The organism is Kitasatospora sp. NPDC023176, assembly GCF_055560495.1.
Genome location: NZ_JBVHIP010000001.1, coordinates 587,336 through 612,265, shown reverse-complemented (window position 1 = coordinate 612,265; position 24,930 = coordinate 587,336). Strand labels below are relative to the sequence as shown.

Sequence of the window (24,930 nt, the reverse complement as noted above, 5' to 3'; positions counted from 1 at the left end):
GGGGGTCCGCGCGCCACGGGTTTTCGCCGGCTATGGGGGGGGGGGGGGCGGGGGGGGGGGGCGGGCCCCGGGGGCGGGGGGGCCCGGCCGACCGCGCCAGTGGATCACCCGCACGGGTGACGAACCCCGTGGCAATCGGCGCAATGGAACGGCGGAATGGTCCAAAGCCCCTTCCAGCGGCCGATTGTGACGCCTGATCAGCTACGCTCTCGCCCGCCCGACCCGTCCGAAGCAGAGAGTAGCCCCGACATGAGCAGTCCCCCTGCCGCCGGCGCGCCCCGTTGGCCGCTGATCCTCCTGCGCGTCACCGCCACCACCCTGACGTTGCTGGCCGTGCTCCAGACCATGCTGGCCGGCAGCTTCCTCAACGGCACCTACGACTCCCTCAAGGACCACGAGGGCACCGCGATGATGCTGGCCACCGTGGTGCTGGTCCAGCTGGTGGTGGCCCTGTCGGTACGCAGGCCCGGGGGTGGCCCGCTCTGGCCGCTGTGGACCACCGCGCTGCTCACCGTCGCCGTGATCGGCCAGATCGGCGCCGGCTACGCGCGGGCGACCGGGGTGCACGTCACCCTCGGCGTGCTGCTGGTCAGCGGCATCCTGTTCGGCCTGGTCGGCGCCTGGCGGCTGCCGCTGCCCGCCCGGGAGGCCCGGTCCGAAGGGGGCCGGGACGGCAGCGGACGGCTGCCGCGCCCCGTCGGGCCGCTGGAGGTGAAGCGGTGAACCGTCGCCGCTTCCTCGGCATCGGCGCCTCCGTGTTCGGCGCGGGCGCGCTGGCCGCCGTCGCCGTCCCCTCGGCGGCCTACCTGTTCGCCGAGGGCCGCCCCGGGCGGCTGCTCGCCAGCGACCTCGACCTGCCCGCCGCCTTCCAGGCCCCGCTGCGGGTGCCGACCGTGCTCCAGCCGGTGCGCACCGACGGCACCAACGACTACTACGAGATCACCCAGCAGGTCGCCGAACTGGAGATCCTGCCCGGGGTGAAGACCGAGGCCTGGACGTACGGCGGCACCTTCCCCGGGCCGACGGTGGTCACCCGCTCCGGCCGGGCCGCCGTGGTCAAGCACCGCAACCAGCTGCCGGTGCCGACCGTGGTCCACCTGCACGGCGGGCACACCCCGGCCGACAGCGACGGCTACCCGATCGACCTGCTGCTGCCGGCCGGCTCCGCCGCCCCCGCCGCCTCCGCGATGGACGGCATGCCGGGGATGCGGCACCTGAGCGGCCACAACCTGGTCGGCGAGCGCACCCACACCTACCCGGGCAGGCAGCGCGCCGCCACCCTCTGGTACCACGACCACCGGATGGGCTTCACCGGCCCCGGCGTCTGGCGCGGCCTGGCCGGGTTCCACCTCGTCCAGGACGACGAGGAGGGCGCCCTGCCGCTGCCGCGCGGCGAACGCGACCTTCCGCTGATGCTCGCCGACCGCGCCTTCGCCGCCGACGGCTCCTTCAAGTACCCGTCCACCGACGCCTCGCTCGCCGTCCCCGGCGTCACCGACGCCTACATGAACGGCGTCCTCGGCGACGTCATCCTGGTCAACGGCGCGCCCTGGCCGCGCCTGGACGTCGACCGCGCGCACTACCGGCTGCGGCTGCTCAACGCCTCCAACGCCCGGCTCTACCGGCTCGAACTGCACCCGCAGCCCTCCGGGGGCGACGCCTTCGTCCAGATCGGCTCCGACGGCGGCCTGCTCGCCGCCCCGGTCACCCACGACGCGATCGAGATCGCCCCCGCCGAACGCTTCGACGTGGTGGTGGACTTCTCCCGCTACGGGCCCGGCACCCAGGTGCGCCTGCTCAACCGCTTCGGCAGCGGCCGCACCGCCGAGGTGATGCGCTTCGACGTCTCCTCCCGGGCGGTGAACGACGACGCCACGGTGCCCGACAAGCTGTCCGCCGTCGAGGAGCTGGACGCCGCCCGGGCCGTCGCCACCCGCCACTTCGCCTTCCGGCGCAGCCGCGCCGACGGCTGGACCATCAACGGCGACCCGTACGAACCCGGCCGCAGTCTGGCCACCCCCGCTCTCGGCAGCGTCGAGCGCTGGCGCTTCTCCAGCGACGTCCACCACCCCGTGCACGTCCATCTGGACCACTTCCAGGTGACCGGGCGCAACGGCCGGGGCCCGGGGCCGTGGGACGAGGGCTGGAAGGACACCGTCGACCTGCGGCCGGCCGAGGCGGTGGAGGTCCTGGTGCGCTTCACCGACTACGGGGGGACGTACATGATGCACTGCCACAACCTGGAGCACGAGGACATGGCGATGATGGCAGACTTCACGGTGGGGTGAGCCGCCCGGGACCCGGCCCCGCGGCCCCGGCCCGCGGGTCATCCGATCGGCCGAGTGCCGGAGGACGCGGTGGTGCGTCCCCCGGCGTCGCTCCGCAGGCGGGGGGCCGAAGACAGGCGCTAGCGTCGTGAGGAGGCGTGTCCACCCCCGACACCCTCGACGGACGGAGCCGCCGCCATGACCACCCCCGCCGAACGCCGTCGCATCGGACGGGCCGCCCGTGAGCGCGTCTCCCGCTCCGAGCACGGCCGCTGGATCCCGGCCGCGGACCGCCCCGACCCGCTCGGCGTGCTGGAGGCCCAGGGCGCCGACCGGGTCGCCCGGCTGCTGCCGATCCGCTACGGCCGGATGGCCGACAGCCCGTTCGGCTACCTGCGCGGCGCCGCCGCCGTGATGGCCACCGACCTCGCCGCAGTCCCCGACACCGGACTGACCGTCCAACTCTGCGGCGACGCCCACCTGTTGAACTTCGGGGTGTACGCCTCGCCGGAACGCGCCCTGCTCTTCGACGTCAACGACTTCGACGAGACCCACCCCGGACCCTTCGAGTGGGACGTCAAACGCCTCGCCGCCAGCATCGCCGTCGCCGCCCGCGAGAACGGCCAGGACGACGAACGCGCCCGGCGCGCCGCCCGCACCGCCGTCCAGGGCTACGCCACCGCGATGCGCCGACTGGCCGGGCTCGGCGAACTCGACGTCTGGTACAGCCGGATCGACACCGCCGACCTGCTGCCGCTGATCCGCAAGACCCGCCGCCGCGAGGCCGTCCGCGCCGACCTCGACCACGCCCGGCGCCGCACCAGCCTCCAGGCCTTCGGCAAGCTCACCGAGGAGCGCGACGGGCGGCGCCGGATCATCAGCTCGCCGCCGCTGATCGAGGAACTGAGACGGAACGAACTGCGCGGCATCGGCAAGGTGTTCAGCGACTACCGGGCCACCCTCGCCGAGGACCGGAGGGTCCTGCTCGACCGCTACCGCTTCGTGGACGCGGCGATGAAGGTGGTCGGCGTCGGCAGCGTCGGCACCCGCTGCTACATCGTCCTGCTGGAGGGCCGGGACATCCGCGACCCGCTGTTCCTGCAGCTCAAGGAGGCCGGCCGGTCGGTGCTGGAGGACCACCTGCCGCCCACCCGGACGGACGCCGAAGTCGCCGTCCACCACGGCGGCCGCCGGGTGGTCACCGGCCAGCACCTGATGCAGGCCGCCAGCGACATCTTCCTCGGCTGGACCACCGGCCCCGCCGGGCGGCACTTCTACGGCCGCCAACTGCGCGACATGAAGGGCTCGGTGGAGGTCGACACGATGACCCCCGGCGGCCTGCGCGACTACGCCGACCTGTGCGGACGCACCCTGGCCCGCGCCCACGCCCGCACCGGCGACCGCCTCGCCATCGTCGGCTACCTGGGCGCCGCCGACACCTTGGCCGAGGCCGTCGCCGACTTCGCCCTGCGGTACGCGGACCGGACGGCGGCCGACCACCGCGAGCTGGTCGAGGCGATCCGGGCCGGGCGGGTCGCCGCGACCCGGGGCGTGTGAGGGCCGCCGACCGCTCCAACTCCCCGTACCGAAACCGGAGATCGGGCGCGCCGAGCCGGGCGGGCCCCGGATCCGGAGCGCCCGCCCGCCCCGATTCCCGGTTGCCCGGGCGGGCCGGGTGCCGTTGGGTGGGGGCATGGACGAACTGCGCACCGACCGCCTGCTGATCCGCCGATGGCGGGACTCCGACCTCGCCCCGTGGGCCGCGATGAACGCCGACCCGCAGGTCCGCGAACACCTCGGCGGCCTCCTCAGCCGCGAGCGGAGCGACGCCTCGGTGGCGCGGTACGAGGCGGCGATCGAGCGGCGCGGGTACGGCTGGCTGGCCGTCGAGGTGCGGGAGAGCGGCGAGTTCATCGGCTTCGTGGGCCTGGACGACGTCGACGAGCACGCCCCGGTCGACGGCGTGGAGATCGGCTGGCGGCTGGCCCGGCCGGCCTGGGGCCACGGCTACGCGACCGAGGCCGCCCGCGCCGTCCTCACGTACGGCTTCGGCACGCTCGCCCTCCCCGAGGTCCTCGCCCTCACCACCGCGGGCAACCTGCGCTCCCAGGCCGTGATGCGCCGCCTCGGCATGACCCACGACCCCGCCGAGGACTTCGACGACCCCGAGGCCCCGGAGGGGCCGCTCCGGCGCACCGTCGTCCACCGGCTCCGGCCCGGGGCGTAGGAGAGCACCGTCCTCCTGGAGCGCCGGGCCTGAACCGCCCGGGCAGCCGGGAGGTCAGGGCACCAGGAGGTGGAGGGCCTCGCGCCGCACCGCCACGTCGACGGGGAGGGCGGTGATGAACTCGCCGTCGGCGTAGGCGGTGATGCCGGGGGACTCGATCCGGAGGGACTCGGTGCGCAGGGTGGTGACCTCCGGGCGGGTGGTGTGGGTGCCCTTGAGGAGGGTGGGGAAGAAGCGGGCGATCCGCAGCCGGGGCATGGCGTCGACGAGGGTGACGTCGAGCAGGCCGTCGTCGGGGAGGGCGGCGGGGCAGATCGGCATGCCGCCGCCGTAGCTGCGGGTGTTGCCGACGGCGGCGAGGGTGAGGTCGCGTTCGATGACGGTGCCGTCGGCGAGGGTGAGCCGGAACGGCAGGGGGCGCAGGTTGGCGAACTCGGCGAGGATGGCGAGGTTGTAGCGCATCCGGCCGCGGGGCCAGCGCAGCCGGTTGGCGCGGTCGCTGACCAGGGAGTCGAAGCCGCTGGCGAGGACGGAGCCGTACCAGCGGACGGCGCCGTCCGGGCCGGTGATCCGGCCGAGGTCGACGCCGCGGGTGCGTCCGGCGGCGATGACCTCGGCGGCGGCCTCGGGGGCGCCGATGGGCAGGCCGTACTCGCGGGCGTGGTCGTTGCCGGTGCCGGCGGGTATCAGGCCGAGCGGGACGGGGGTGCCGGCGAGGGCCTGGAGGGCCAGGTTGACCATGCCGTCGCCGCCGACCACGACCACCGCGTCGGCCCCGCCGGCCGCCGCCTCGCGGGCGAGGCGGACGGCGTCGGCGGCGGAGCGCCCGGCCTGCGGTTCGACGTCGACGCCGAGGGCGCGCAGTCGGGCGACGGCCCGGTGGGCGGCGGGTTCGGCGTGGCCGATGCCCGCCGCCGGGTTGGTGAGAACGGTGACCCTGCGGACGGTTCTCGGGCCGGTCATGGGCCCAACTCCCCTCTCGGTTACGGGATCAGCTTGCCGGGGTTGAGGATGCCCGCCGGGTCGAGCTCGGCCTTGACGGCGCGCAGGATGCGCACGCCGAGGTCGCCGATCTCCTCGCTCATCCAGGGCCGGTGGTCGGCGCCGACGGCGTGGTGGTGGCTGATGGTGCCGCCGCTGCGCAGGATGGCGTCGCTGGCGGCCCGCTTGGCGGCGCCCCACCGGGTGAGCGGGTCCTCGCCGAGGGCGGCGACGACGGTGAAGTAGAGCGAGGCGCCGGTCGGGTAGACGTGCGAGATGTGGCACAGCACGAGGGCGCCGGGCAGGGCGGCGGTGAGCGCCTCGGTGACGGCGGTCCGCAGTTCGGCGAGCCGGCTCCAGCCGGTGGCGGTCTCCAGGGTCTCGCAGAGCGCGCCGGCGCTGAGCAGGGAGTCGCGCAGGTAGGGGGCGTTGAACCGGCCGTGCTCCCAGGCGCGGGCGGGCGCCTCGCCGAGGGAGGTGCCGCCGGCGGCGAGCAGCGCCGCGCGGGTGAGGGCGTGCCGGGCGGCGACCTGTTCGGCGGTGCCCTCGAAGACGGTGACGGCGAGGCAGCCGGTGACGGCGGGGGAGCCGCCGATCTGCTCGGTCATGGCGAGGTTGACCATGGTCTCGGCCTCGTCGGAGAGCCGGATCACGGTCGGGCCGGTGCCCTGCTGTTCGACGGCGCGCAGCGCGGCCGTCCCGGTGGCGAAGTCGGGGAAGCTCCACGCCTCGTACGCCTTGACGGCGGGCAGCGGGTGGACGCGCAGGCGCACGGCGGTGATCACGCCGAGGGTGCCCTCGGAGCCGAGGAAGAGCTGGCGCAGGTCGGGGCCGGCGGCGGAGGCGGGGGCGCGGCCGAGGTCGAGGGTGCCGGCGGGGGTGACCACGCGCAGGCCGCGGACCATCTCGTCGAAGCGCCCGTGGCCGGCCGAGTCCTGGCCGGAGGAGCGGGTGGCGGCGAAGCCGCCGATGGTGGCGTAGCGGAAGCTCTGCGGGTAGTGGCCGAGTTCCCAGCCGCGGTCGGCGAGCAGGGCCTCCGCCGCGGGGCCGGCGAGGCCGGCGCCGAGGACGGCCTCGCCGGAGGTCTCGTCCAGGTCGAGGAGCTGGTCGAGGCGGCGCAGGTCGAGCGAGATGACGGCCTGGAAGGGGCCGCGCTCGGGGTCGAGGCCGCCGACCACGCTGGTGCCGCCGCCGAACGGGACGACGGCGATGCGGCGTTCGGCGCAGACGGCGAGCAGGGCGGCGATCTCGGCCTCGTCGCCGGGCAGCACGACGGCGTCGGGGGCGTCCTGGGCCTCGCGGCTGCGGCGGCGCAGCAGGTCGGGGGTGGACTTGCCGCCGGCCCGGGGCAGCCGGTCGGCGTCGGCGGCGCTGACGTGGGCCTCGCCGACGGTGGCGGCCAGGGCTTTGAGGTCCTCGGCGGTGATCCGGGACGGGCGCAGGACGACCTCGGCGGCGCTCGGCCCGGGGGCGGCGTCGCCGGTGACGCCGAGGGCGGCGGCGAGCAGTCCCTTGATGTCCGCGGACAGGTCCTTGGCGAGGGCCGGGTCGCCCCAGGCGTTCCACTTCATCGGGGGGAGCGGCAGAGCGGCGCCGGCCGATCCCGCTTGCGTCTCAGGTGCCATGCGTTACAGTTTCACACATCATGTCAAGTAGTAACGCCACCGCCGGAGGGCCCGCCAAGGCTGCGAAGCCCCTCGGCGCAGCGCCCCGCAGCACCGACGACGCGATCCTGGACGCCGCCGCCGACCTCGTCGTGCACCTCGGCGTGCGCCGCACCCAGCTGGCGGAGATCGCCCGCCGCGCCGGGGTCAGCCGCCCGACCGTCTACCGGCGCTGGCCGGACGTCCAGGCGGTGATCGGGGCGCTGCTCACCCGCGAGATCCTGACCACCCTGGAGGGCACCTCGCTGGAGGTGCGCGACCGGGAGACCTTCGTGGACCGGGTGGTCGAGGTCGCCGTCCGGCTGCGTGACCACCCGGTGCTCGGCGCGCTGCTCCACTCCGACGACTCCGACCTGCTGCTCCAGTACGTGGTCGAGCGGCTCGGCGCCAGCCAGCGCGGCCTGCTGGAGGCGCTGCGCACCGGCATCGAGCGGAGCCAGGCCGACGGCTCCGTCCGGGCCGGCGAGCCGACCGAACTGGCCGCCATGGTCCTGCTGATCGCCCAGTCCACCGTCCAGTCGCACCGCATGGTCGCCTCCCTGCTGCCGGAGGCGGCGTGGCGGCGCGAACTGGCCAGAGCACTGAACGGATACCTCGCACCATGACGCCCGTGGCCAGCCCGTACGCGGGAACCGCCCGACTCGACGCCGCCCGCCGCACCCGCGAACTCGACGCGCTCGCCGACGATCCGCACCTCGACCTGCTGGTGATCGGCGGCGGGGTGACCGGCGCCGGGGTGGCGCTGGACGCCGCCGCGCGCGGACTGCGGACCGTGCTGGTGGAGTCCCGCGACCTCGCCTTCGGCACCAGCCGCTGGAGTTCCAAACTGGTGCACGGCGGCCTGCGCTACCTCGCCTCCGGGCGGGTCAAGGTGGCCCGGGAGAGCGCCGTCGAGCGCGGTGTGCTGATGACCCGCACCGCTCCGCACCTGGTCCGGGCCCTGCCCCAACTGGTGCCGCTGCTCCCCGACCTGCTGCGCCCGGGGCAGGCCGCGCTGATCCGCGCGGGCTTCCACGCCGGGGACGCGCTGCGGCTGAGCGCCGGCACGCCGGGCACCCTGCTGCCCCGGGTGCGCCGGATCGACGCGGCCCGGACCAAGCAGCTGGCGCCGGCCGTGCGGACCGCCGGACTGCGCGGCGCCCTGGTCGCGCACGACGGCCAACTCGTGGACGACGCACGGCTGGTGATCGCCCTGGCGCGCACCGCCGCGCAGTACGGCGCGAGCGTGCTGACCCGGGTGCGGGCCGAGTCCGTCACCGGGACGTCCGCCCGGCTGGTCGACGCGCTGAGCGGGCAGACGCTGACCGTCACCGCGGGCGCGGTGATCAACGCCACCGGGGTGTGGGCCGGCGAGGTGGACACCTCGATCAAGCTGCGCCCCAGCCGTGGCACCCACCTGCTGGTGGACGCCGCGACCCTGGGCTACCCGGCGGCCGCGCTCACCGTGCCGGTGCCCGGCTCCACCAGCCGCTTCGTGTTCGCGCTGCCGCAGCAGCTCGGCCGGGTCGCGATCGGGCTGACCGACGAGGACGCCCCCGGCCCCGTCCCGGACGAGCCGCGGCCCACCGAGGCCGAGCTGACCTTCCTGCTCGACACCGTCAACGCCGCCCTGGCCACCGCGCTGACCAGGGCGGACGTCCGGGGCGCCTACGCCGGGCTGCGCCCGCTGATCGACACCGGGGGCGGGAGCACCGCCGACATCTCCCGGGAGCACGCGGTGCTGGAGTCCCCGTCCGGGGTGGTCACCGTGGTCGGCGGCAAGCTCACCACCTACCGGCGGATGGCCGAGGACGCGGTGGACGCCGCCGTCCGGCTGCGCGGCCTGCCCGCCCGTACCTGCTGGACGGCCCGGCTCCCGCTGGTCGGCGCGCCCGGCCACCGGGACAGCCGCCCGGTGCCGGTCCAGGGGGTGCCCGCCTCGCTGGTCGCCCGGCACGGCGGCCTGTCCCACGAGGTGCTGGCGGCGGGGGAGCCGACGCCGGTGGCGGAGGGCGTCGACGTGACCCGCGCGGAGGTCGCGTACGCGGTCACCCACGAGGGCGCCCTGGACGCCGCCGACGTGCTGGACCGGCGGACCAGGATCGGGCTGGTGGCGGAGGACGCCGAGCGGGCCCGGAAGGCGGTCGAGGAGATCGTCGGGGAGATCCTCGGGGAGAGCGCCGCGCAGTAGCAGTAGCAGGAGCACGCGCAGGAGCAGGAGCGGAGCGACGACGGCCGGTACGGCAGGTCCGCCGTACCGGCCGAGTGGTCCGCACTTTGGCTTGCTGGCAAGTAGCCCTGCGGGAATCCGGGCGTGGGCGCATGGGGTCTCAGCGCGCGGTGCGCTCCGGCATCGGGTGTTCGGCGCCCGCGAGTTCCAGCACGCAGGCCAGCGGGTGCTCGGCCCGGCCCGTCCGGTCCAGCCGTACGGCCAGCGGCCGCGGCGGCTCCTCGGCGAGTTGCCCGGACAGCGTCAGCGGGTAGCCGCCGTGGCCGTGGACGCGGTGGAAGGCGCACTCCTTGCCGTCCACCAGCAGTTCGGTCTCGGTGATCCAGCCGGAGCGGACGTTGACGGTGACCGAGTGTCCGTCCTGGTCGAGGTGGAAGCTGTACCGCTGGCGCATGGGAACCTCCCGCGAGGGCCTCGGAACGGGGACGGCCAGGGATCCACCGCCAGTGTAGGAGGGCCGTACCCTCCCGGCGCCCCGGCCGGTACGGTGATCGCAGGGATCGGGGCCGGGGCGATCGGTTCCCCGTCCCGCCCCTGAGAAATCCCGGGGGCGGGGCCCGCCCGCAGGCGGATTCTCGTGATCTCTACAGTGTTGTAGATTCGTCCGCAGGGAGATCCGAGGAGGGCATTGTGGGAGTTTCGCTGGCCAAGGGCGGCAACGTCTCGCTGAGCAAGGAGGCGCCCGGTCTGAGCGCCGTGATCGTGGGTCTCGGCTGGGCCGTCCGCACCACCACCGGGGCCGACTACGACCTGGACGCCAGCGCGCTGCTCTGCAACGCGCTCGGCAAGGTCGTCTCGGACCAGCACTTCGTCTTCTTCAACAACCTCCGCAGCCCCGAGGGTTCGGTCGAGCACAGCGGCGACAACCTGACCGGCGGCGGCGACGGCGACGACGAGCAGATCAAGGTCGACCTGGCCCGGGTGCCGGCCGACGTCGCCAAGGTGGTCTTCCCGGTGTCGATCTACGACGCCGACGCCCGGCTGCAGAACTTCGGCCAGGTCCGCAACGCCTTCATCCGGATCGTCAACCAGGCGAACGGCCAGGAGATCGCCCGCTACGACCTCACCGAGGACGCCTCCACCGAGACCGCCATGGTCTTCGGCGAGCTGTACCGCAACGGCGCCGAGTGGAAGTTCCGCGCGATAGGGCAGGGTTACGCCTCCGGTCTGCGCGGCATCGCCACCGACTACGGCGTCAACGTCTGATCCCTCGAAGGGATTTTGCCCGGGCGGGCCGGCTCAGCCGGTCCGCCCGAGTGCGTGGCCGCCGAAACCCGCGCCGGTGGTGAGCTGTCGCCGCCACCAGGCGTCCATGGCCGGCCCGTCCATCGCCGACCAGTCCGGCGCCGCGGTGACCTGCGCCCGGCCCAGCGTGCGGCCCAGGTCCACCAACTCCAGCCCGGCGGCGGTCCGTTCGCGGTCGTACGCGGCCAGCAGCGGCTCCCAGGAGCCGCCGCCCAGCCGCAGCCCGGCCTGCTCGAAGGCATGCGCGTCCTGCAGTGCCTTCACCGCGCCGCTGGTGTTGTGCGGGCGGACGATGGTCGCCGCGTCCCCGCCGATGAGCAGCCGCCCGGCGGTGCGGTGCGGGACGGCCAGGTCGTAGACCGGCTGCAGCAGGGTCCGTTCGGGCGGGGTCAGCGCGATCACGCCGGCCCAGTACGGCGGCAGCTGCCGCTCGGCGAACTCCCGCATCCCGGACAGCTGTTCGCCGGTGAGGGCGCCCGCGGCGACGGCGGTCGGGCCGTCCAGGCGCAGCCAGTCCGGGGTGGGCGCGTAGAAGACCCAGTTCACCAGGGTGCTCCCGGGGGCGAGCCCGGGGATGCGGTAGAGCACCACCTGGCCGCCGGGGTAGCAGACGGTGGCGCACTCGTCCTCCGGCCAGGCCGCGGCCCCGCCGGGCAGCCCGTCCAGCAGCGCGGAGTCGTAACTGCCGCGCCAGCACACGTATCCGGCGTACTCGGGCCCGGCCTGCGGGCAGACCGCGGCGCGGACCACCGACCGGTAGCCGTCCGCGCCGATCACCAGGTCGTACGGGGTGCGGGTGCCGTCGGCCCGCTCCGTCCAGGCGCCGTCCCGGTCGCCGCCCACCGCCGTCACGGTGGAGCCCATCCGGTACTCCACCGCCGCGGGCGCCCGCTCGCGCAGGGCCTGCCAGAGCACCGCCCAGTGGTGGGAGTGGAACGGGAACGGCTGGGCCCAGAGCAACCGCCCGCGCCCGTTCCCGCCGTCGCCCTCGCCGGCCGGCCCCCGGGTGACCCAGCGGCGCACGGTGAGCCGGTGGCGGCGGGTGTCCGGGGCCAGGTGGCCGGCGTCGACCAGCTCGGCGAAGCGGTCGTCGTGGGTGCAGATCCCCAGGCCGCGGTCCTCCAGCCGGGCGGGGCTGCGCTCCAGCACCACGACCCGCTCCGCGCCGAGCCGGGCCGCCGCCCCGGCGAAGGCGCTTCCGGCGATGCTGCCGCCGACCACGGCCACCGAGCCACCCCGCACGGTCGTCCCCTCTCCTGGGTCTTTCCGGGTCCCTGCTGCGTCTCTGCTCCGTGCTGTGTCGCGCCTCTGCGCCGCCCCGCGGTGCCTCGGGCCCGGACCGTCGGCACCCGCCTCCGTACCGTCGGGTGCGCGACGGCACGACGATACGCCGCCCGGCCGCGGCGCGCGGGGGCTTCTCCCTCGGCCCTATGCAACTAGTTGCATAGCATGTCGACCGTCCCCTACCCTGCGGTAACAAACCCCACTGGCCGCCCCCTCAGGAGACGTCGATGAGTTCGACCCCCGGCAGCAGCCGCTACCCGCACCTGCTCAGCCCGCTCGACCTCGGCTTCACCACCCTCCCCAACCGGGTGGTCATGGGCTCGATGCACGTCGGCCTGGAGGAGGCCCCCGGCGGCTACCGGCGGATGGCCGCGTTCTACGCCGAACGCGCCCGCGGCGGCGTCGGCCTGATCGTCACCGGCGGCATCGCCCCCAACGAGGCCGGGCGCCCCTGGGAGGGCGGCGCCATGCTGACCACCGAGGCGGAGGCCGACGAGCACCGGGTGGTCACCGACGCCGTGCACGCCGCCGGCGGGAAGATCGCCCTGCAGATCCTGCACTTCGGCCGCTACGCCTACCACCGCGACCTGGTCGCCCCCAGCGCCCTCCAGGCCCCGATCAGCCCGTTCGTGCCCAACGAGCTCACCGCCGAACAGGTCGAGCAGACCATCGAGGACTTCGCCCGCTGCGCCGAACTCGCCCACCGGGCCGGCTACGACGGCGTCGAGATCATGGGCTCCGAGGGCTACCTGGTCAACGAGTTCGTCGTCGCCGCCACCAACCACCGCCAGGACGAGTGGGGCGGCCCCTACGAGAACCGGATGCGCTTCCCGGTGGAGATCGTCCGCCGGGTCCGCGAGCGGGTCGGCGAGGACTTCATCATCGTCTACCGGCTCTCCATGCTCGACCTCGTCCCCGGCGGCTCCACCCTCGACGAGGTGGTCCGGCTCGCCCAGGCCGTCGAAGCCGCCGGCGCGAGCATCATCAACACCGGCATCGGCTGGCACGAGGCCCGCATCCCCACCATCGCCACCTCCGTGCCGCGCGGCGCCTTCGCCTGGGTCACCCAGCGGGTGATGGGCCGGGTCGGCATTCCGCTGGTCACCACCAACCGCATCAACACCCCCGAGATCGCCGAGCAGTTGCTCGCCGACGGCTGCGCCGACCTGGTCTCGATGGCCCGCCCGCTGCTCGCCGACGCCGACTTCGTCGCCAAGGCGCGTGAGGACCGCGCGGACGCCATCAACACCTGCATCGGCTGCAACCAGGCCTGCCTGGACCACACCTTCAACCTCCAGATCACCTCCTGCCTGGTCAACCCGCGCGCCTGCCACGAGACCGAACTCGTCCTCGCCCCCACCAAGGTGCGCAAGTCCATCGGCGTCGTCGGCGCCGGACCGGCCGGCCTCGCCTTCGCCGTCTCCGCCGCCGAACGCGGCCACAGCGTCACGCTCTACGACGCCGCCGACAGCATCGGCGGCCAGCTGAACATCGCCCGCCGGATCCCCGGCAAGGAGGAGTTCGACGAGACGCTGCGCTACTACCGCACCCGGCTGGCCGAGTTGGGCGTCACCCAGCGCCTCGGCGCCGTCATCACCGCCGAACAGCTCGCCGCGGCGGAGCACCAGGAGATCGTCCTCGCCACCGGCGTCACGCCCCGGACCCCCGCCGACATCCCGGGAATCGACCACCCCAGCGTGCTCGGCTACCTCGACGTGCTGCGCGACGGCGCGCCGGTCGGCGAGCGGGTCGCCATCCTCGGCGCCGGCGGGATCGGCTTCGACGTGGCCGAGTTCCTCACCGACCAGGGCGACCAGGCGAGCCTCAACCCGCCGGTGTTCCAGGCGAAGTGGGGCATCGACCCGGAGTACCGCGAGCGCGGCGGCCTGCGCGCCCCCGAGCGGCCGAAGCCCCCGCGCAGCGTCCACCTGCTGCAGCGCAAGACCGGCAAGGTCGGCGCCGGACTCGGCAAGACCACCGGCTGGATCCACCGCACCGAACTCAAGCACCGCGGCGTGGTGATGGTCCCCGGCGTCTCCTACGACCTCATCGACGACGCCGGACTCCACTACACCGTCGACGGCGAACGCCAACTCCTGCCCGTGGACACCGTGGTGCTCTGCACCGGCCAGGAGCCGCGCCGCGACCTCGACGAGGCGCTGCGCGAGCGCGGCCTGTCCGTGCACGTCATCGGCGGCGCCGACGTGGCCGCCGAACTGGACGCCAAGCGGGCCATCAAGCAGGGGACGGAACTGGCCGCGACCATCTGACGTCGGGCAGCCGGGGGGCTGCCCGGCGCGCCGGGCCCGCGGCACCACGCCGCGGGCCCCACCGCCGCCCGCGCTGACCTGCGAGGATGTGCGCCCGCGCGCCCTGCCCGAGCCCCGGTGGGACACTGGTGGCTGTCCCTGCCCGACCACTCGACCGGGGGCCAGCATGTCCCTCCCGAGGCCACTCCACGCCCTCACCGCCGCGGTCCTGGTCGCGGCGGCCACCCTGGGCCCGGCGGGCGCCGCCGGCGCCGCGTCCGCCCAGTCGCTGCCCTCCGCCGACCAGCTGAAGTCGGCGCTGCTCACCGCGAACGACCTCGGCCCGGGCTACACCGAGGCGCCCGCCACCGCGAGCCCCAGCCCCAGCCCCAGCCCCAGCCCCAGCCCCAGCCCCAGCCCCAGCGCCACCCCGACCCCCGTCAGCGGCTGCGACGCGCTCAGCGCCCTCATCAACCTGCACGCCACGACGCCCGGCCCCGAGGCCCCGAGCGCCGAGACCGAACTGGACGGCCAGGACGGCAACCCGATGGTCACCGAGGCCCTCACCGCCGAGGACCCGGCCCGGCTCACCACCGACTTCAACACCGCCGCCGACGCGCTCAGGACCTGCCACACCATCACCTTCAACGCCGGCGTCGGGGACACGGTGACCTTCACTGTCACCCCGGTCACCCTCGGCGACCGCCCGGACGCCCCCGCCGCGCGCCTCGACGGCACCCTCGCCGGCGTCCAGCTCAGCGCCTTCGTCGGCGTCGAACGCTTCGGCACCGTCGGCCTCGCCTACGGCTACTTCCAACGCCAGGGCGCCGACCCCCAGGCCGCCTCGATGCAGTACCGCAGCGCCGTCGCCAAGATCGAACGCACCCTCGGCACCACCGCCGGCAGCACCACCCCACCCACCGCCCCCGCCACCGCCACCGCCACTCAGGGCATGTCGGTCTGAGCACCGGGACACCCACCGCGGCCCCCGTCGGGCACCTCGCTCGTCGGGGGCCGCGCTGCGGTCGATCAGTACCAGGGACGTTCCGGCCCGTCCCGGGAACCGGCCGTTCGCGGGACGGGCGGCCGCACCCCCGTGGCGGCCGCCCGTCCCCGTCGTCCAGGTCCGGTGCTACGGGAGGAACCTGACCTCCGGGAACGTCGGGGACGGCCCGTCGAGGAGGGCGCCGCGGCGGTGGCGGAGGTGGCGGTCGAAGAAGGCGAGCGGGTAGGACTGCTGGATGGCGATGCCACGCTCGGGGGCGAGGGTGCCGACCTGCTGCTGGATCTGCTGCTCGCTCATCCCGAGCAGCTTTCCGGCCTGGGGGATCAGCGTCATGTTGTCGCCGTACGAGTTGTGGATGGCGCCGTCGGCTTGGATGTCGAGCCGCCAGCCGCGCAGATGGGTCCAGAAGGTCTCGGCCTCCGAGCCCGGGGTGCGGGGCCAGACGGCCGTCATCATCAGGAACGGCCGGTCCAGGTCGGTGGTGATGGTCGGGATCATCGGCCCGTCCAGGCTGAGCCCGGCCCGGATGCGGCGGTCGACGACCGCGGTCTGCGCGGTGACGCTGCCGCCCTTGGACCAGCCGAACATGCCGATGCGCTGCGGGTCGAGGGCGCCGAGCAGGCCCTCGGGGAGGTCGCGGCCGTCGGCGTCGGGATTGCGGCCGGCGGCGAGCGCTTCGACGCAGTCCAGCACGAAGCGGAAGTCCGGGACGAACGCGAGCACGCCGGTGTCGGCCTTCGGGTCCGTGCCCGGGGTGACCACGGGGCCGCCGGGGAACTGGGTGAAGGCGTCGTGCGGGAAGTCGACGGTGATCACGACGTAGCCGTGGCTGGCGAGCTCCTGGACGATGACGGTGTGGTCGCCCCGGTGGCTGTGCGCGCCGTGCGCGTAGAGGACGACGGGCAGCCGGTGGCCGGAGCGGTGCACGGGTGCGCCCACGTGCCCGGAGGTGAGCGGAGCGAGCGAGAGCGGGAGCGGGTAGCCGACGTCGTCGAGGAAGGCCTGCATCGGGCCGTCGGCCAGCCAGGGGGCGAGCGGGAGTCCGTCCGTCTGCCGGGCGGGGTACCAGACGCCGGCCATCAGCTCGCGGTAGCGGCCGGCGCCGGCGACCGGGTCCGGCCGGGAGGTGTCGCGCAGGTGGAGGGCGACCGTGCCGACGCGGTGCGGGCCGGTGGGCTCGGGCAGGGTGAGCCGCCCGGGGGTGCCGCCGGGCGCCGGGGTGGGGGCCGGGGTGGGGGCGTCCGCCCGGGCGGTGGAGGCCAGGCCGAGCGGGGCGGCGACGCCCAGGGCCAGTGCGGTGCCCAGCACGCGACGGCGGGTCGGTCCGGTGGAGCTGGTGAACGGCGTGGTGTCCATGCGGAGGACGCTGTCACGCGGCGCGGGGGAGCGGCATCGGCCCACCGATTGATCTCCCGGCGGCCCGCATTGGCCCACGGGTTTACATCCCCGGGCTGATGCGACGTCAGGCGTGGAACGGAGAGAGTGGGAAGTCGGCCGGGCCGACTTCCCACTCCCGTTGTTCTCCGCGCGTCGGGGTCCGCTCAGTTGAAGACCAGGACGTCGGTGCGCATCGGCAGCGAGCTGCCCCAGTCGATGTTGATCTTGAAGGTGACCACGCCGTTCCCGGGGGCGATGCTCGACACCTGGAGGGCGGCGGCGCCGACGAAGCGGTGGCCGTTGGCGTCGATCTCGGAGGCGGTGATGACGACGGTCGAGTCGACCCCGATGACGTTCCACGGGAGCTGCAGGTTGAAGACCCCGTGCGACGGGGTCCAGGTCCACCAGGCCCGCCACACGGCGCCGACGTTGCCGCCGATCGCCGCGAGGTCCTGTCCGTGGCTGGTGGGCTGGGAGCTGCCCGCGATCTGCGGGATCTCGGAGGCGGAGGATTCGGCTGCGGTCATGGCGGCACTCCTTACGCCGGGAGAGCCCGACGGGCTCTCCGATTACTCCGAGTGTCGGTCAGTGTGCGGAGCGTCGGCAATCACTCGTGCGAGTGAATCCCCGTGCTTCGTCGGCGTGTCGCTGGCGTCGGCACTCAGGGCTCATTGGGAGGTGTCGACTCGCTGGACCGGTGCCGGAGGCTGGGCCGACCGCGCGCCCGATCACCTCCTCCGCCGAGGACACCCGCCACGACGTCACCCGCTCCTCGTGCGCCAGGCCCTCCGAGGCCTCCCGCCGGAACACACACCGCACCGGGTACCAGGACGCCTCCGCCGCTGCCATGGCCGGTCTCCTCGCATCCCGTGCCGAGCGGGGCATCCTCGCCGCCCGTCACGGGATCCTGGCCACCGCACTGCTGACGCGGTCTCCGACTACGCCGGCTCGTAGGTGGTGGAGCGCACCAGTGCCCGTGCCTGGGTCCCGTCCATCGGGTGGGCGAAGAGGTAGCCCTGCCCCAGGGGGCAGCCCATGGCGGCGAGCAGGTCGCGCTGGTCGGGGTGTTCGATGCCCTCGGCGATGACCTGGACGCCGAGGGTGTCGGCGATCCGGGTGATGCCCTCGACCAGGGCGTACTGCTGGGGGGAGAGGCCGAGTCCGTCGATGAAGGACTTGTCGATCTTCAGCAGGGAGATGGGGAACTCCCGCAGGTAGGACAGCGAGGAGTAGCCGGTGCCGAAGTCGTCGATGGCGAGGCCGATGCCGAGTTCGCCGAGGGTGGCCATGTCGGCGCGCAGGCGGTCGTCGCGGCGCATCAGGACGGATTCGGTGAGTTCCAGGACGAGGGTGCGCGGGTCGATGCCGGAGGTGGCCAGGGCGTGGCGCACCACGTCGACGAAGCCGGCGTCGCGGAACTGGCGGGCGGAGACGTTGACGTTGACCCGCAGCGGGGGGCGGCCGGCGGCGGCGCGGGCGGCGGAGCTGGCGGCGTGCCAGGCGGCGGCCTCCTCGGCGGCGCGTTCCAGGACCCAGGCGCCGAGGGGGACGATCTGGCCGCTCTCCTCGGCGAGGGCGATGAACTCGTCGGGGAGCACCATGCCGCGTCCGTCGTGGGGCCAGCGGACGAGGGCTTCGAAGGCGACCAGATCGCCCGTGCGCAGGTCGACGATCGGCTGGTAGTACAGCTGGAAGGCCGATTCGGCGATCGCGGAGTCCAGGTTCTCGTTCATCTCGTGCCGCTCGACCATCCCGGCCTGCAGGGCCGGCCGGTAGTGGCACCACTGGCGGCGGCCGGCCGCCTTCGCCGAGTAGAGCGCGAGGTCGGCGTGGGCGAGCAGTTCGGTCGAGTCCACGCTGTCCTCGGTGGTCGCGACGCCGATGCTGGCGCTGACCCGGACGGCGCCGGCGCTGAGCTTGAACGGTTCGGCGAACACGGCGAGCACGCCGGCCGCGATGGTGTCCACGTCGGCCGGGCACAGGGCGTCCTCGACCAGGACGGCGAACTCGTCGCCGCCGAGCCGGGCGGCGGTGTCCGAGCTGCGCAGCGCGGTGGAGATCCGCAGCGAGACGGCGACCAGCAGTTCGTCGCCGACGGCGTGTCCCTGGGTGTCGTTGACCACCTTGAAGTCGTCCAGGTCGATGAACAGCACCCCGGTGACGGCCCCGCTGCGCTCGCCGCGGGAGAGCGCGTGGCCGACCCGGTCCTGGAACAGCACCCGGTTGGCGAGGCCGGTCAGCGAGTCGTGGAAGGCCCGGTGGGTCAGCTCGCGCTCCATCTGGCGCTGCTCGGTGACGTCGCGCAGGGTGAGCACCAGGCCGCCGACCGTCGGGTCGTCGCGCAGGTCGGTGTAGCGGACCTCGGCCTCGATCGGGGTGCGGTCCTGGCGCAGCAGCCGCCAGTGCTCGCGCGGCTGGTCGCCGCGGGGCGGTTCGGCGGGGCCGCGCATCCGGGCCAGCGCCTTGCCGACCTCCCGGCTGTCCTCGGGCGGGACGAGGTCGGTCAGCAGGGTGCCGTCCAGGCTGGGGTAGCCGAGCACCCGCTGGGCGGAGGAGGAGGCGTAGCGGACGCCGTCGTCGGCGTCGAGGATCAGGATGACGTCGCCGGCGTTCTGCACCAGGGTGCGGAAGTACAGCTCGCTGTTGCGCCGGATGACCTCCTGGCTCAGCACCACGCGTTCGACGGCCAGCGCCGCCTGGCCGGCCAGGATCTCCAGTGAGCCCCAGAGGCTGGTCAGCTCCTGCTCGGTGCCGGTGACGACGAGCGAGCCGATCAGCGGGTCACCGGAGGGGCGCTCGGCCAGCATGAGCGGGCAGACCAGGGCGGCGGGCATGCCGCCGAGGTGGGCGGGCAGGTCGACGGAGCCGACGGGCAGCAGCCGGGTCTCGCGGTGGGCGGCGAGGCCGGCGAGGACCTCGTCCTCCTGCGGGGTGGGGCGGTGCGGGGAGGCGCTCCCGCCATCGCCCGGGCCCCCGCCCAGGCCGCCCACGCCCAGGCCTGCGCCCGTGCCGCCGCCGTCCGTGTGGTTGCCGGCGCGCCGGACGTGCAGCACCCCGGACTCGGCCACCGTCAGCAGGGCGACGTGCCCGCGCTCGGCGGGCATCAGGGTGGAGGCGGCGGCCTGGACGGCGTCCGCGACCTCCGCCACCGTGACGGCCGCGGTCAGCCGGGCGCCCGCCTGGCGCAGGGCCCGTTCCCGGGCCACGGCCTGCCGGCGGGCGACCACCACGACGGCCAGCCGGGCCAGCACCAGCAGGTACAGCAGGGCGGAGAAGGCGCCGATCACGCCCGCGTTGCTGGTGTTCCCGGCCAGTGACTCGATGATCAGGATGCCGGGTGCGATCAGCGAGGCGAGGGTCAGCAGGGCGAGCCGGCCGGCGGAGAGGTCGGGCTGCTGGGTGGGGACGGGTCTGGTCAGTTCGACCATCGAGGGGTGCAGCGCGGCCGCGCCCCAGGCGGTGTAGAAGGCGGCCCAGCCGAGTTCCACGCCGGTGCCGATCTGCCAGGTGCCGTGCAGCTGGATCAGCCCGTAGAGGACGTCGGAGGTGAGCAGGCCGAGGGCGCCGACGGTGAGCAGTTGCAGTGAGCGGGAGTTGCCGCCCCGCGGGGTCAACAGCCGTAGCAGCAGGGCGAGGACGACCACGTCGCCGAGCGGGTAGGCGATCGAGACGGCCTTCTGGATCCAGGTGAGGTCCGGGTTCCGGGCGTACGGGAGGATCAGGTAGATCCAGACGAGCAGGGCCAGGCCGAGCGTGATGATCAGGGCGTCGAGCAGTCCGGCGCGGTCCTGGCGGGCGGTGCGCCAGCGGATGAAGCCGAGCAGGCCTGCCGCGTACAGCAGGAACTCGGCGAGGTAGAAGCCGTCCGCGACGGACGGGAACGGGTTGTCGAGGTGCAGGATGTCGAGCTGAAGAGCCTGTATCGCCTCGCCCGTGGTGAAGCTGAGGTTGGCGAGCGCCAGCAGGTACCAGAACAGCGGGTGGCGGGGGCGGTTGAGCCGGACGCCGACCACGACGGCGGCGACGCCACCGAGGCCCATGCCCGTCCACCAGATGATCCGCAGCCCGGGGTCGGCGAAGTAGATGCCGGTGAACAGCACCATCCAGAGCAGGTAACACACCATCAGGCGTTGTCGCCGGCGAGTCAACGAGCTACCTCCTCCGCGACACCACCCGGCCGCTCGGGCAGGGGAGTTCGGGCGAGGACGGGTGCGTACGGGTCCTGGGGGGCCTTCCTCGGCCCACGGGGAAGTGGCGTCCGGCGGTCCGTGCGACGGACGTTGTCGGTGTCCCCTGAGTGCGTATAGTCGGAAATGTCGCACCTCCCAGCATTCTGCCGCTTCAGCACGAGGTCAAGCCGGTGGACGACGCACCCGACAGCGCACTGGGTGTACGCACGGATGTGAACTCCGGGCGTCACGCCGTGGTGCGGAACGACGACGGCCAGTACGCGCTCTGGCCCGCGGAGCCCGGGGACGTGCCGCTGCCCACCGGGTGGCGGCAAGTGTACGGGCCGGCCGGCCGGGCCCGGTGCCGGGCCTGGGTCGAGCGGAACGTGCCGGCCCTGGCGGGGCCGTCCGCCCGCGCCGGGTTCGCGGAGACGGTGCACGGCCTGTTCCGGGCCCGGGCCGCCCACGACCCGACGGCGATCGCCGTGGTGGCGGAGGAGGCCACGCTCGGCTACCGCGAGCTGGACGGGCGCAGCGACCGGCTGGCGGCCGAGCTGCGGGCCCGGGGGGTGGGGCCGGGGCAGGTGGTGCCGGTGTGCCTGGGGCGCGGGGTGGAGCTGGTGGTGGCCTGGCTGGGGGTGCTCAAGGCGGGCGGGGCGTTCCTGCCGCTGGATCCGGCGCACCCGGAGCGGCGGCTCGCGGGGCTGGTGGCGGACAGCGGGGCGCGGGTGGCGGTCACGGACGGTCGTGGGTTCGACGGGGTGGAGCGGGTGGCGCCGGACGCCGGCTCCGCGTCGGCGCAGACCGCCGCCCGGGACGAGCACGCCACGCCCGACGACCTCGCCTACCTGATCTACACCTCCGGCACCACCGGCCGCCCCAAGGGCGTCCCGGTCACCCACCGTTCGCTGGTGTTCACCCTCGACCGGGTCGTCCGCGCCTACCGCCTCGCACCCGGCGAGCGGGTGCTCCAGCTGGCCGCGCTCGGCGCCGACACCGCGCTGGAGCAGGTGTTCTCGGCACTGCTCGCCGGGGCGACGGTGGTGCTCGGCGGCCGGGACACCTGGGCGCCCACCGAACTGGTCCGGCGGCTGCCCCGGCTCGGCCTGGCCGTCGCCGACTTCACGCCCGCGTACTGGCACCACGTGCTGGACCTGCTGCCGCCCGGCGGCCCGGCGCCGGACGGGCTGCGGCTGGTGGTGGTCGGCGGGGACGTGGTGCACGCCGACGACTGCCGGGCCTGCGCGGAGCGGCTGCCGGGGGTGCGGCTGCTCAACGCGTACGGGGTGACGGAGGCGGCGGTCACCTCGCTGCACTGCGAGGTCACCCCGGAGCTGCTGGCCGCCCCGGCCGCGCCGGTGCCGATCGGGCGGCCGCTGCCGGGGGTGCGGGTGCACGTGCTGGACGAGCGGCTGCGGCCGGTGCGGCCCGGCGAGCGGGGTGAGATCCACCTCGGCGGGCCCGGCCTCGCCCGCGGCTACTGGCGGCAGGCCGGGCTCACCGCCGAGTCGTTCCGGCCCGATCCGTACGCGCCGCTGCCCGGTGAGCGGATGTACCGCACCGGGGACGCCGGGCGCTGGCGGGCGGACGGGCAGCTGGAGATCCTCGGGCGCTTCGACGACCAGGTGAAGGTGCGCGGGCACCGGGTCGACCCGGCCGAGGTGGAGGCGGTGCTCTCCGCCCACCCGGCGGTGCGGCAGGCCCGGGTCGCGGCCGACGGCAGCGCGCCGGACGGCAGCCGGGTGCTCACCGCGTACTACACGGTGGGCGACCGGGCGGTGCCCCCCGAGGGGCTGCGGGCGTTCCTCGCGGAGCGGCTGCCGGAGTACCTCGTCCCGGCGGAGTTCGTACCGTTGGAGGCCATGCCGCTCACGGCGGCGGGGAAGATCGACCGGCGCTCGCTGCCGCACGCCCCGGTCCGGACGGCGGCGCCCGCCGCCGCCTCCATCCCCACCTCCATCCCCGCTCTCACTCCCGCCGGTCCCGGACCGAGCGCCGTGGAGGCCGCCGTCGGCCACCTCTGGGCGGAGCTGCTCGGCGCCGAACTCGTCGGCCCCGACGGCGACTTCTTCGCCCTCGGCGGCACCTCGCTGCTCGCCATGGAGATGCTCGCCCGGGCCCGGATGATGTTCGGCCTGGACGTCGGCCACGTCCGCACCCTCACCCGGGCACTGCTGCGCTCGCCCGTCCTGCGCGACTTCACCGCCGCACTGCAGGCCGCCAGGGCCGGCGCCGCCCCGGGGGAGGCCGGTGGGGGCGCCGTCGACTGGTACGCCGAGGCCCGACTCACCCACGGCGTGGGCCAGTCCTGGAGCCCCGCGCCGTCCCGGGCCGAGCCCGCCGAGATCCTGCTCACCGGCGCCACCGGCTTCTGCGGCGCCCACCTGCTGCACGTGCTGCTCGCCACCACCCGGGCGCGGATCCACTGCCTGGTCCGCGCGCCGGACGAGGAGCACGCGCTGGAACGGCTACGTGCCACCCAACAGCGCTTCCTGCGAAGGGACTTGGCCGACCACCGGGTGGTGCCGCTGGTCGGCGACCTGGCCGCCGAGCGGCTCGGGCTGACGGAGCGCCGCTTCGACTGGCTGGCCGGGCGCCTGGACGCGGTGTACCACCTCGGCGGGCAGGTCAACTTCCTCTACCCGTACCACCAGTTGCGCGCGCCCAACGTCGGCGGCACCCGGGAGGTGGTCCGGCTCGCCGGGCACAGCCGGGGCGTGCCCGTGCACTACCTCTCCACCCTCGCCGTGCTGGCCGGGTTCGGCGCGGCCGGCGTCCGCGAGGTCGCCGAACGCACGCCGCTGGCCCACCCCGAACGGCTCGGCGTCGGCTACGTGGAGAGCAAGTGGGTCGCCGAGCAGCTGCTGCACAACGCGGCGGCGGGCGGGCTGCCGGTCACCGTGCTGCGCACCAACGACGTCACCGGGGACCTCGCGGCCGGGGTGATGAACACCGGCACCGAACTCTGCGCGCTGATCAAGTACTTCGCCGACAGCGGCAGTTGTCCGGACGTACGGCTGCCGCTGGACTTCGTGCCCGCCGACCGGTTCGCCCGGGCAGTCGCCCACATCGCCGCGCACGCGCCCGCCGACGGCGAGGTCTACCACCTCACCTCGCCGGACCCGGCCGGGCTCCCCGACCTCGCCGACCGGCTCCGGGCGCGCGGCCACCGGATCGATCAACTCCCGTACCGGGACTGGGTGCGGCGGCTGGTCCGGTTCGCCGCCGGGCATCCGACCCACCCGATCACACCGTTCGTCCCGCTGTTCGTCGACCGGGCGCCCGGATCCGAACTGTCCATCAGCGAGCTGTACTTCCAGCCGGTGTTCCCGAGGTTCGACCGGGCCAACGCGGAGGCGGCGCTGGAGGGCAGCGGGATCGAACTGCCGGCCGTGGACGGCGCCCTGCTGGACCACTACCTGGCCCGGCTGGCGGACGAGGGGTTCCTGTGACCGCGCCGGTGCCCGACTTCGACGCCCTGGACCTCCGACACGCCGCCGGGGACGGGCCGGTGGCGTTCGGCGGGGTGCTCGGCCCGCGGCAGCTGCTGGCGGCCTACCGGCGCGGACTGTTCCCGCTGCCGGCGGCGGACGAGTACGCGGGCGCCTACAACGAGGCGCTGCACGGGGAGGCGGTCGAGGCCGGCGAGGTGGCCGTGCTGCCGGGCGCCGCCGACCCGTACGCGCTGGCCTGGTGGTCGCCGGACCCGCGCCCGGTGCTGCGGCCCGACGCCGTCCGGCTGCCCCGCAGGCTCGCCCGGCGGCTGCGCGGGGCGCACGGGTCCGCGACACCGTGGTGGAGCACCGCCGACCAAGCCTTCGGCGCGGTCCTCGCGGCCTGCGCCGAGGGGCGTCAACCCGCCTGGCTCACCGAGGAGTTACGGGCGGCGCTGGTCGAGCTGAACGGGCTCGGCGCGGCGCACAGCGTCGAGGTGTGGGAGGGCGGGGAGCTGATCGGCGGGGCATTCGGGGTGGCCGCCGGGCCGGTGCTGAGCCTGGACTCGATGTTCCACCGCCGGCCGGACGCCGCCCGGGTCGCCGTCGCCGACCTCGGGGCCCGGTTCGCCGCCGCGGGCGGGCGCCTGCTCGACGCCCAGTGGGACGGGCCGTACGTGCGCAGCCTCGGAGCGGTGCCGATGGAGCGCACCCGCTACCTCGCCGAGCTGGCCGGGCCCCCTGCGGGGGGTACACTGCCGGACGGTCTGCTGCCCGTCGCACGGCTGGTCTGACCTGCGGTTTCGAGTCGGCTCCGG

The 24,930-nt window shown here is 74.8% G+C and carries 18 protein-coding genes; 11 read left to right on the top strand and 7 right to left on the bottom strand.

The window, feature by feature from the left end:
- Positions 1-249 precede the first annotated feature (249 nt).
- The 4 genes from ACZ3YL_RS03005 (at position 250) to ACZ3YL_RS02990 (ending at position 4,494) form a co-directional block, all read left to right on the top strand.
- Complete coding sequence (locus ACZ3YL_RS03005) at positions 250-723, top strand: hypothetical protein (protein ID WP_465654971.1); 474 nt, start codon at positions 250-252, stop codon at positions 721-723.
- On the top strand, positions 720-2,288 hold the full coding sequence (locus ACZ3YL_RS03000; protein ID WP_317621518.1) for a multicopper oxidase family protein: 1,569 nt from the start codon (positions 720-722) through the stop codon (positions 2,286-2,288). Before ACZ3YL_RS03005 ends, ACZ3YL_RS03000 begins: the two co-directional genes overlap by 4 nt.
- Before the next feature lie 177 nt (positions 2,289-2,465).
- Positions 2,466-3,824 (top strand): DUF2252 domain-containing protein, encoded by a 1,359-nt coding sequence (locus ACZ3YL_RS02995; protein ID WP_465654968.1) that lies wholly within the window; start codon positions 2,466-2,468, stop codon positions 3,822-3,824.
- Positions 3,825-3,960: 136 nt separating this feature from the next.
- Entirely contained in the window at positions 3,961-4,494 is a 534-nt protein-coding gene (locus ACZ3YL_RS02990) for a GNAT family N-acetyltransferase (RefSeq protein ID WP_188309955.1), read from the top strand.
- Between the two features lie 54 nt (positions 4,495-4,548).
- Here ACZ3YL_RS02990 and ACZ3YL_RS02985 read toward each other — a convergent pair whose 3' ends face one another.
- Complete coding sequence (locus tag ACZ3YL_RS02985) at positions 4,549-5,457, bottom strand: diacylglycerol kinase (RefSeq protein WP_465654965.1); 909 nt, start codon at positions 5,455-5,457, stop codon at positions 4,549-4,551.
- Between the two features lie 20 nt (positions 5,458-5,477).
- Positions 5,478-7,100, bottom strand: a complete 1,623-nt coding sequence (locus ACZ3YL_RS02980) for an FAD-binding oxidoreductase (RefSeq protein WP_465654963.1) — start codon at positions 7,098-7,100, stop codon at positions 5,478-5,480.
- A gap of 20 nt (positions 7,101-7,120) precedes the next feature.
- Here ACZ3YL_RS02980 and ACZ3YL_RS02975 point away from each other — a divergent pair, with 20 nt between their 5' ends.
- The gene (locus ACZ3YL_RS02975) at positions 7,121-7,744 is read left to right on the top strand and encodes a TetR/AcrR family transcriptional regulator (RefSeq protein WP_188309957.1); all 624 of its coding nucleotides are present in this window, start codon (positions 7,121-7,123) and stop codon (positions 7,742-7,744) included.
- Complete coding sequence (locus tag ACZ3YL_RS02970) at positions 7,741-9,309, top strand: glycerol-3-phosphate dehydrogenase/oxidase (RefSeq protein WP_188309958.1); 1,569 nt, start codon at positions 7,741-7,743, stop codon at positions 9,307-9,309. The genes ACZ3YL_RS02975 and ACZ3YL_RS02970 overlap by 4 nt, the downstream gene beginning before the upstream one ends.
- A 139-nt stretch (positions 9,310-9,448) precedes the next feature.
- Here the strand turns inward: ACZ3YL_RS02970 and ACZ3YL_RS02965 are convergent, their stop codons facing one another.
- Positions 9,449-9,742 carry a hypothetical protein gene (locus ACZ3YL_RS02965; RefSeq protein WP_188309959.1) on the bottom strand — a complete coding sequence of 98 codons (294 nt, stop codon included), beginning with the start codon at positions 9,740-9,742 and terminating at the stop codon, positions 9,449-9,451.
- Between the two features lie 236 nt (positions 9,743-9,978).
- Between ACZ3YL_RS02965 and ACZ3YL_RS02960 the strand changes: the two genes are divergently transcribed.
- A complete protein-coding gene (locus ACZ3YL_RS02960) occupies positions 9,979-10,554 on the top strand; it encodes a TerD family protein (RefSeq protein ID WP_188309960.1) in 576 nt (191 codons plus the stop codon).
- Between the two features lie 33 nt (positions 10,555-10,587).
- Here ACZ3YL_RS02960 and ACZ3YL_RS02955 read toward each other — a convergent pair whose 3' ends face one another.
- A complete protein-coding gene (locus tag ACZ3YL_RS02955; protein ID WP_465654961.1) occupies positions 10,588-11,835 on the bottom strand; it encodes an FAD-dependent monooxygenase in 1,248 nt (415 codons plus the stop codon).
- Positions 11,836-12,104: 269 nt separating this feature from the next.
- Between ACZ3YL_RS02955 and ACZ3YL_RS02950 the strand changes: the two genes are divergently transcribed.
- Together ACZ3YL_RS02950 and ACZ3YL_RS02945 are read left to right on the top strand one after the other, a co-directional pair.
- Entirely contained in the window at positions 12,105-14,147 is a 2,043-nt protein-coding gene (locus ACZ3YL_RS02950; RefSeq protein WP_465654959.1) for an oxidoreductase, read from the top strand.
- 166 nt (positions 14,148-14,313) lie between these two features.
- Complete coding sequence (locus ACZ3YL_RS02945) at positions 14,314-15,090, top strand: hypothetical protein (RefSeq protein WP_465654957.1); 777 nt, start codon at positions 14,314-14,316, stop codon at positions 15,088-15,090.
- Positions 15,091-15,258: 168 nt separating this feature from the next.
- Here the strand turns inward: ACZ3YL_RS02945 and ACZ3YL_RS02940 are convergent, their stop codons facing one another.
- From ACZ3YL_RS02940 to ACZ3YL_RS02930, 3 genes are all read right to left on the bottom strand, one after another.
- Positions 15,259-16,488, bottom strand: coding sequence for an alpha/beta hydrolase family protein (locus ACZ3YL_RS02940; protein ID WP_188309964.1), 1,230 nt, complete (start codon positions 16,486-16,488; stop codon positions 15,259-15,261).
- 185 nt (positions 16,489-16,673) lie between these two features.
- Positions 16,674-17,036, bottom strand: coding sequence for a hypothetical protein (locus tag ACZ3YL_RS02935; protein WP_188309965.1), 363 nt, complete (start codon positions 17,034-17,036; stop codon positions 16,674-16,676).
- Positions 17,037-17,447: 411 nt separating this feature from the next.
- Positions 17,448-20,657 (bottom strand): putative bifunctional diguanylate cyclase/phosphodiesterase, encoded by a 3,210-nt coding sequence (locus tag ACZ3YL_RS02930; protein ID WP_188309966.1) that lies wholly within the window; start codon positions 20,655-20,657, stop codon positions 17,448-17,450.
- A 212-nt stretch (positions 20,658-20,869) separates the two neighbouring features.
- On the opposite strand from ACZ3YL_RS02930, the gene ACZ3YL_RS02925 reads away from it, so the two are divergent.
- Together ACZ3YL_RS02925 and ACZ3YL_RS02920 are read left to right on the top strand one after the other, a co-directional pair.
- Positions 20,870-24,130 carry an amino acid adenylation domain-containing protein gene (locus tag ACZ3YL_RS02925; protein WP_465654954.1) on the top strand — a complete coding sequence of 1,087 codons (3,261 nt, stop codon included), beginning with the start codon at positions 20,870-20,872 and terminating at the stop codon, positions 24,128-24,130.
- Positions 24,127-24,906, top strand: coding sequence for a leucyl/phenylalanyl-tRNA--protein transferase (locus ACZ3YL_RS02920; protein WP_465654952.1), 780 nt, complete (start codon positions 24,127-24,129; stop codon positions 24,904-24,906). Before ACZ3YL_RS02925 ends, ACZ3YL_RS02920 begins: the two co-directional genes overlap by 4 nt.
- Positions 24,907-24,930: the final 24 nt, after the last annotated feature.

Coding starts and splice junctions, on each gene's coding strand:
- ACZ3YL_RS02995 (WP_465654968.1), top strand. CDS start 2,466: ATGACCACCCCCGCCGAACGCCGTCGCATCGGACGGGCCGCCCGTGAG.
- ACZ3YL_RS02985 (WP_465654965.1), bottom strand. CDS start 5,457: ATGACCGGCCCGAGAACCGTCCGCAGGGTCACCGTTCTCACCAACCCG.
- ACZ3YL_RS02965 (WP_188309959.1), bottom strand. CDS start 9,742: ATGCGCCAGCGGTACAGCTTCCACCTCGACCAGGACGGACACTCGGTC.
- ACZ3YL_RS02935 (WP_188309965.1), bottom strand. CDS start 17,036: ATGACCGCAGCCGAATCCTCCGCCTCCGAGATCCCGCAGATCGCGGGC.
- ACZ3YL_RS02950 (WP_465654959.1), top strand. CDS start 12,105: ATGAGTTCGACCCCCGGCAGCAGCCGCTACCCGCACCTGCTCAGCCCG.
- ACZ3YL_RS02990 (WP_188309955.1), top strand. CDS start 3,961: ATGGACGAACTGCGCACCGACCGCCTGCTGATCCGCCGATGGCGGGAC.
- ACZ3YL_RS02975 (WP_188309957.1), top strand. CDS start 7,121: ATGTCAAGTAGTAACGCCACCGCCGGAGGGCCCGCCAAGGCTGCGAAG.
- ACZ3YL_RS02970 (WP_188309958.1), top strand. CDS start 7,741: ATGACGCCCGTGGCCAGCCCGTACGCGGGAACCGCCCGACTCGACGCC.
- ACZ3YL_RS02980 (WP_465654963.1), bottom strand. CDS start 7,100: ATGGCACCTGAGACGCAAGCGGGATCGGCCGGCGCCGCTCTGCCGCTC.
- ACZ3YL_RS02940 (WP_188309964.1), bottom strand. CDS start 16,488: ATGGACACCACGCCGTTCACCAGCTCCACCGGACCGACCCGCCGTCGC.
- ACZ3YL_RS02945 (WP_465654957.1), top strand. CDS start 14,314: ATGTCCCTCCCGAGGCCACTCCACGCCCTCACCGCCGCGGTCCTGGTC.
- ACZ3YL_RS03005 (WP_465654971.1), top strand. CDS start 250: ATGAGCAGTCCCCCTGCCGCCGGCGCGCCCCGTTGGCCGCTGATCCTC.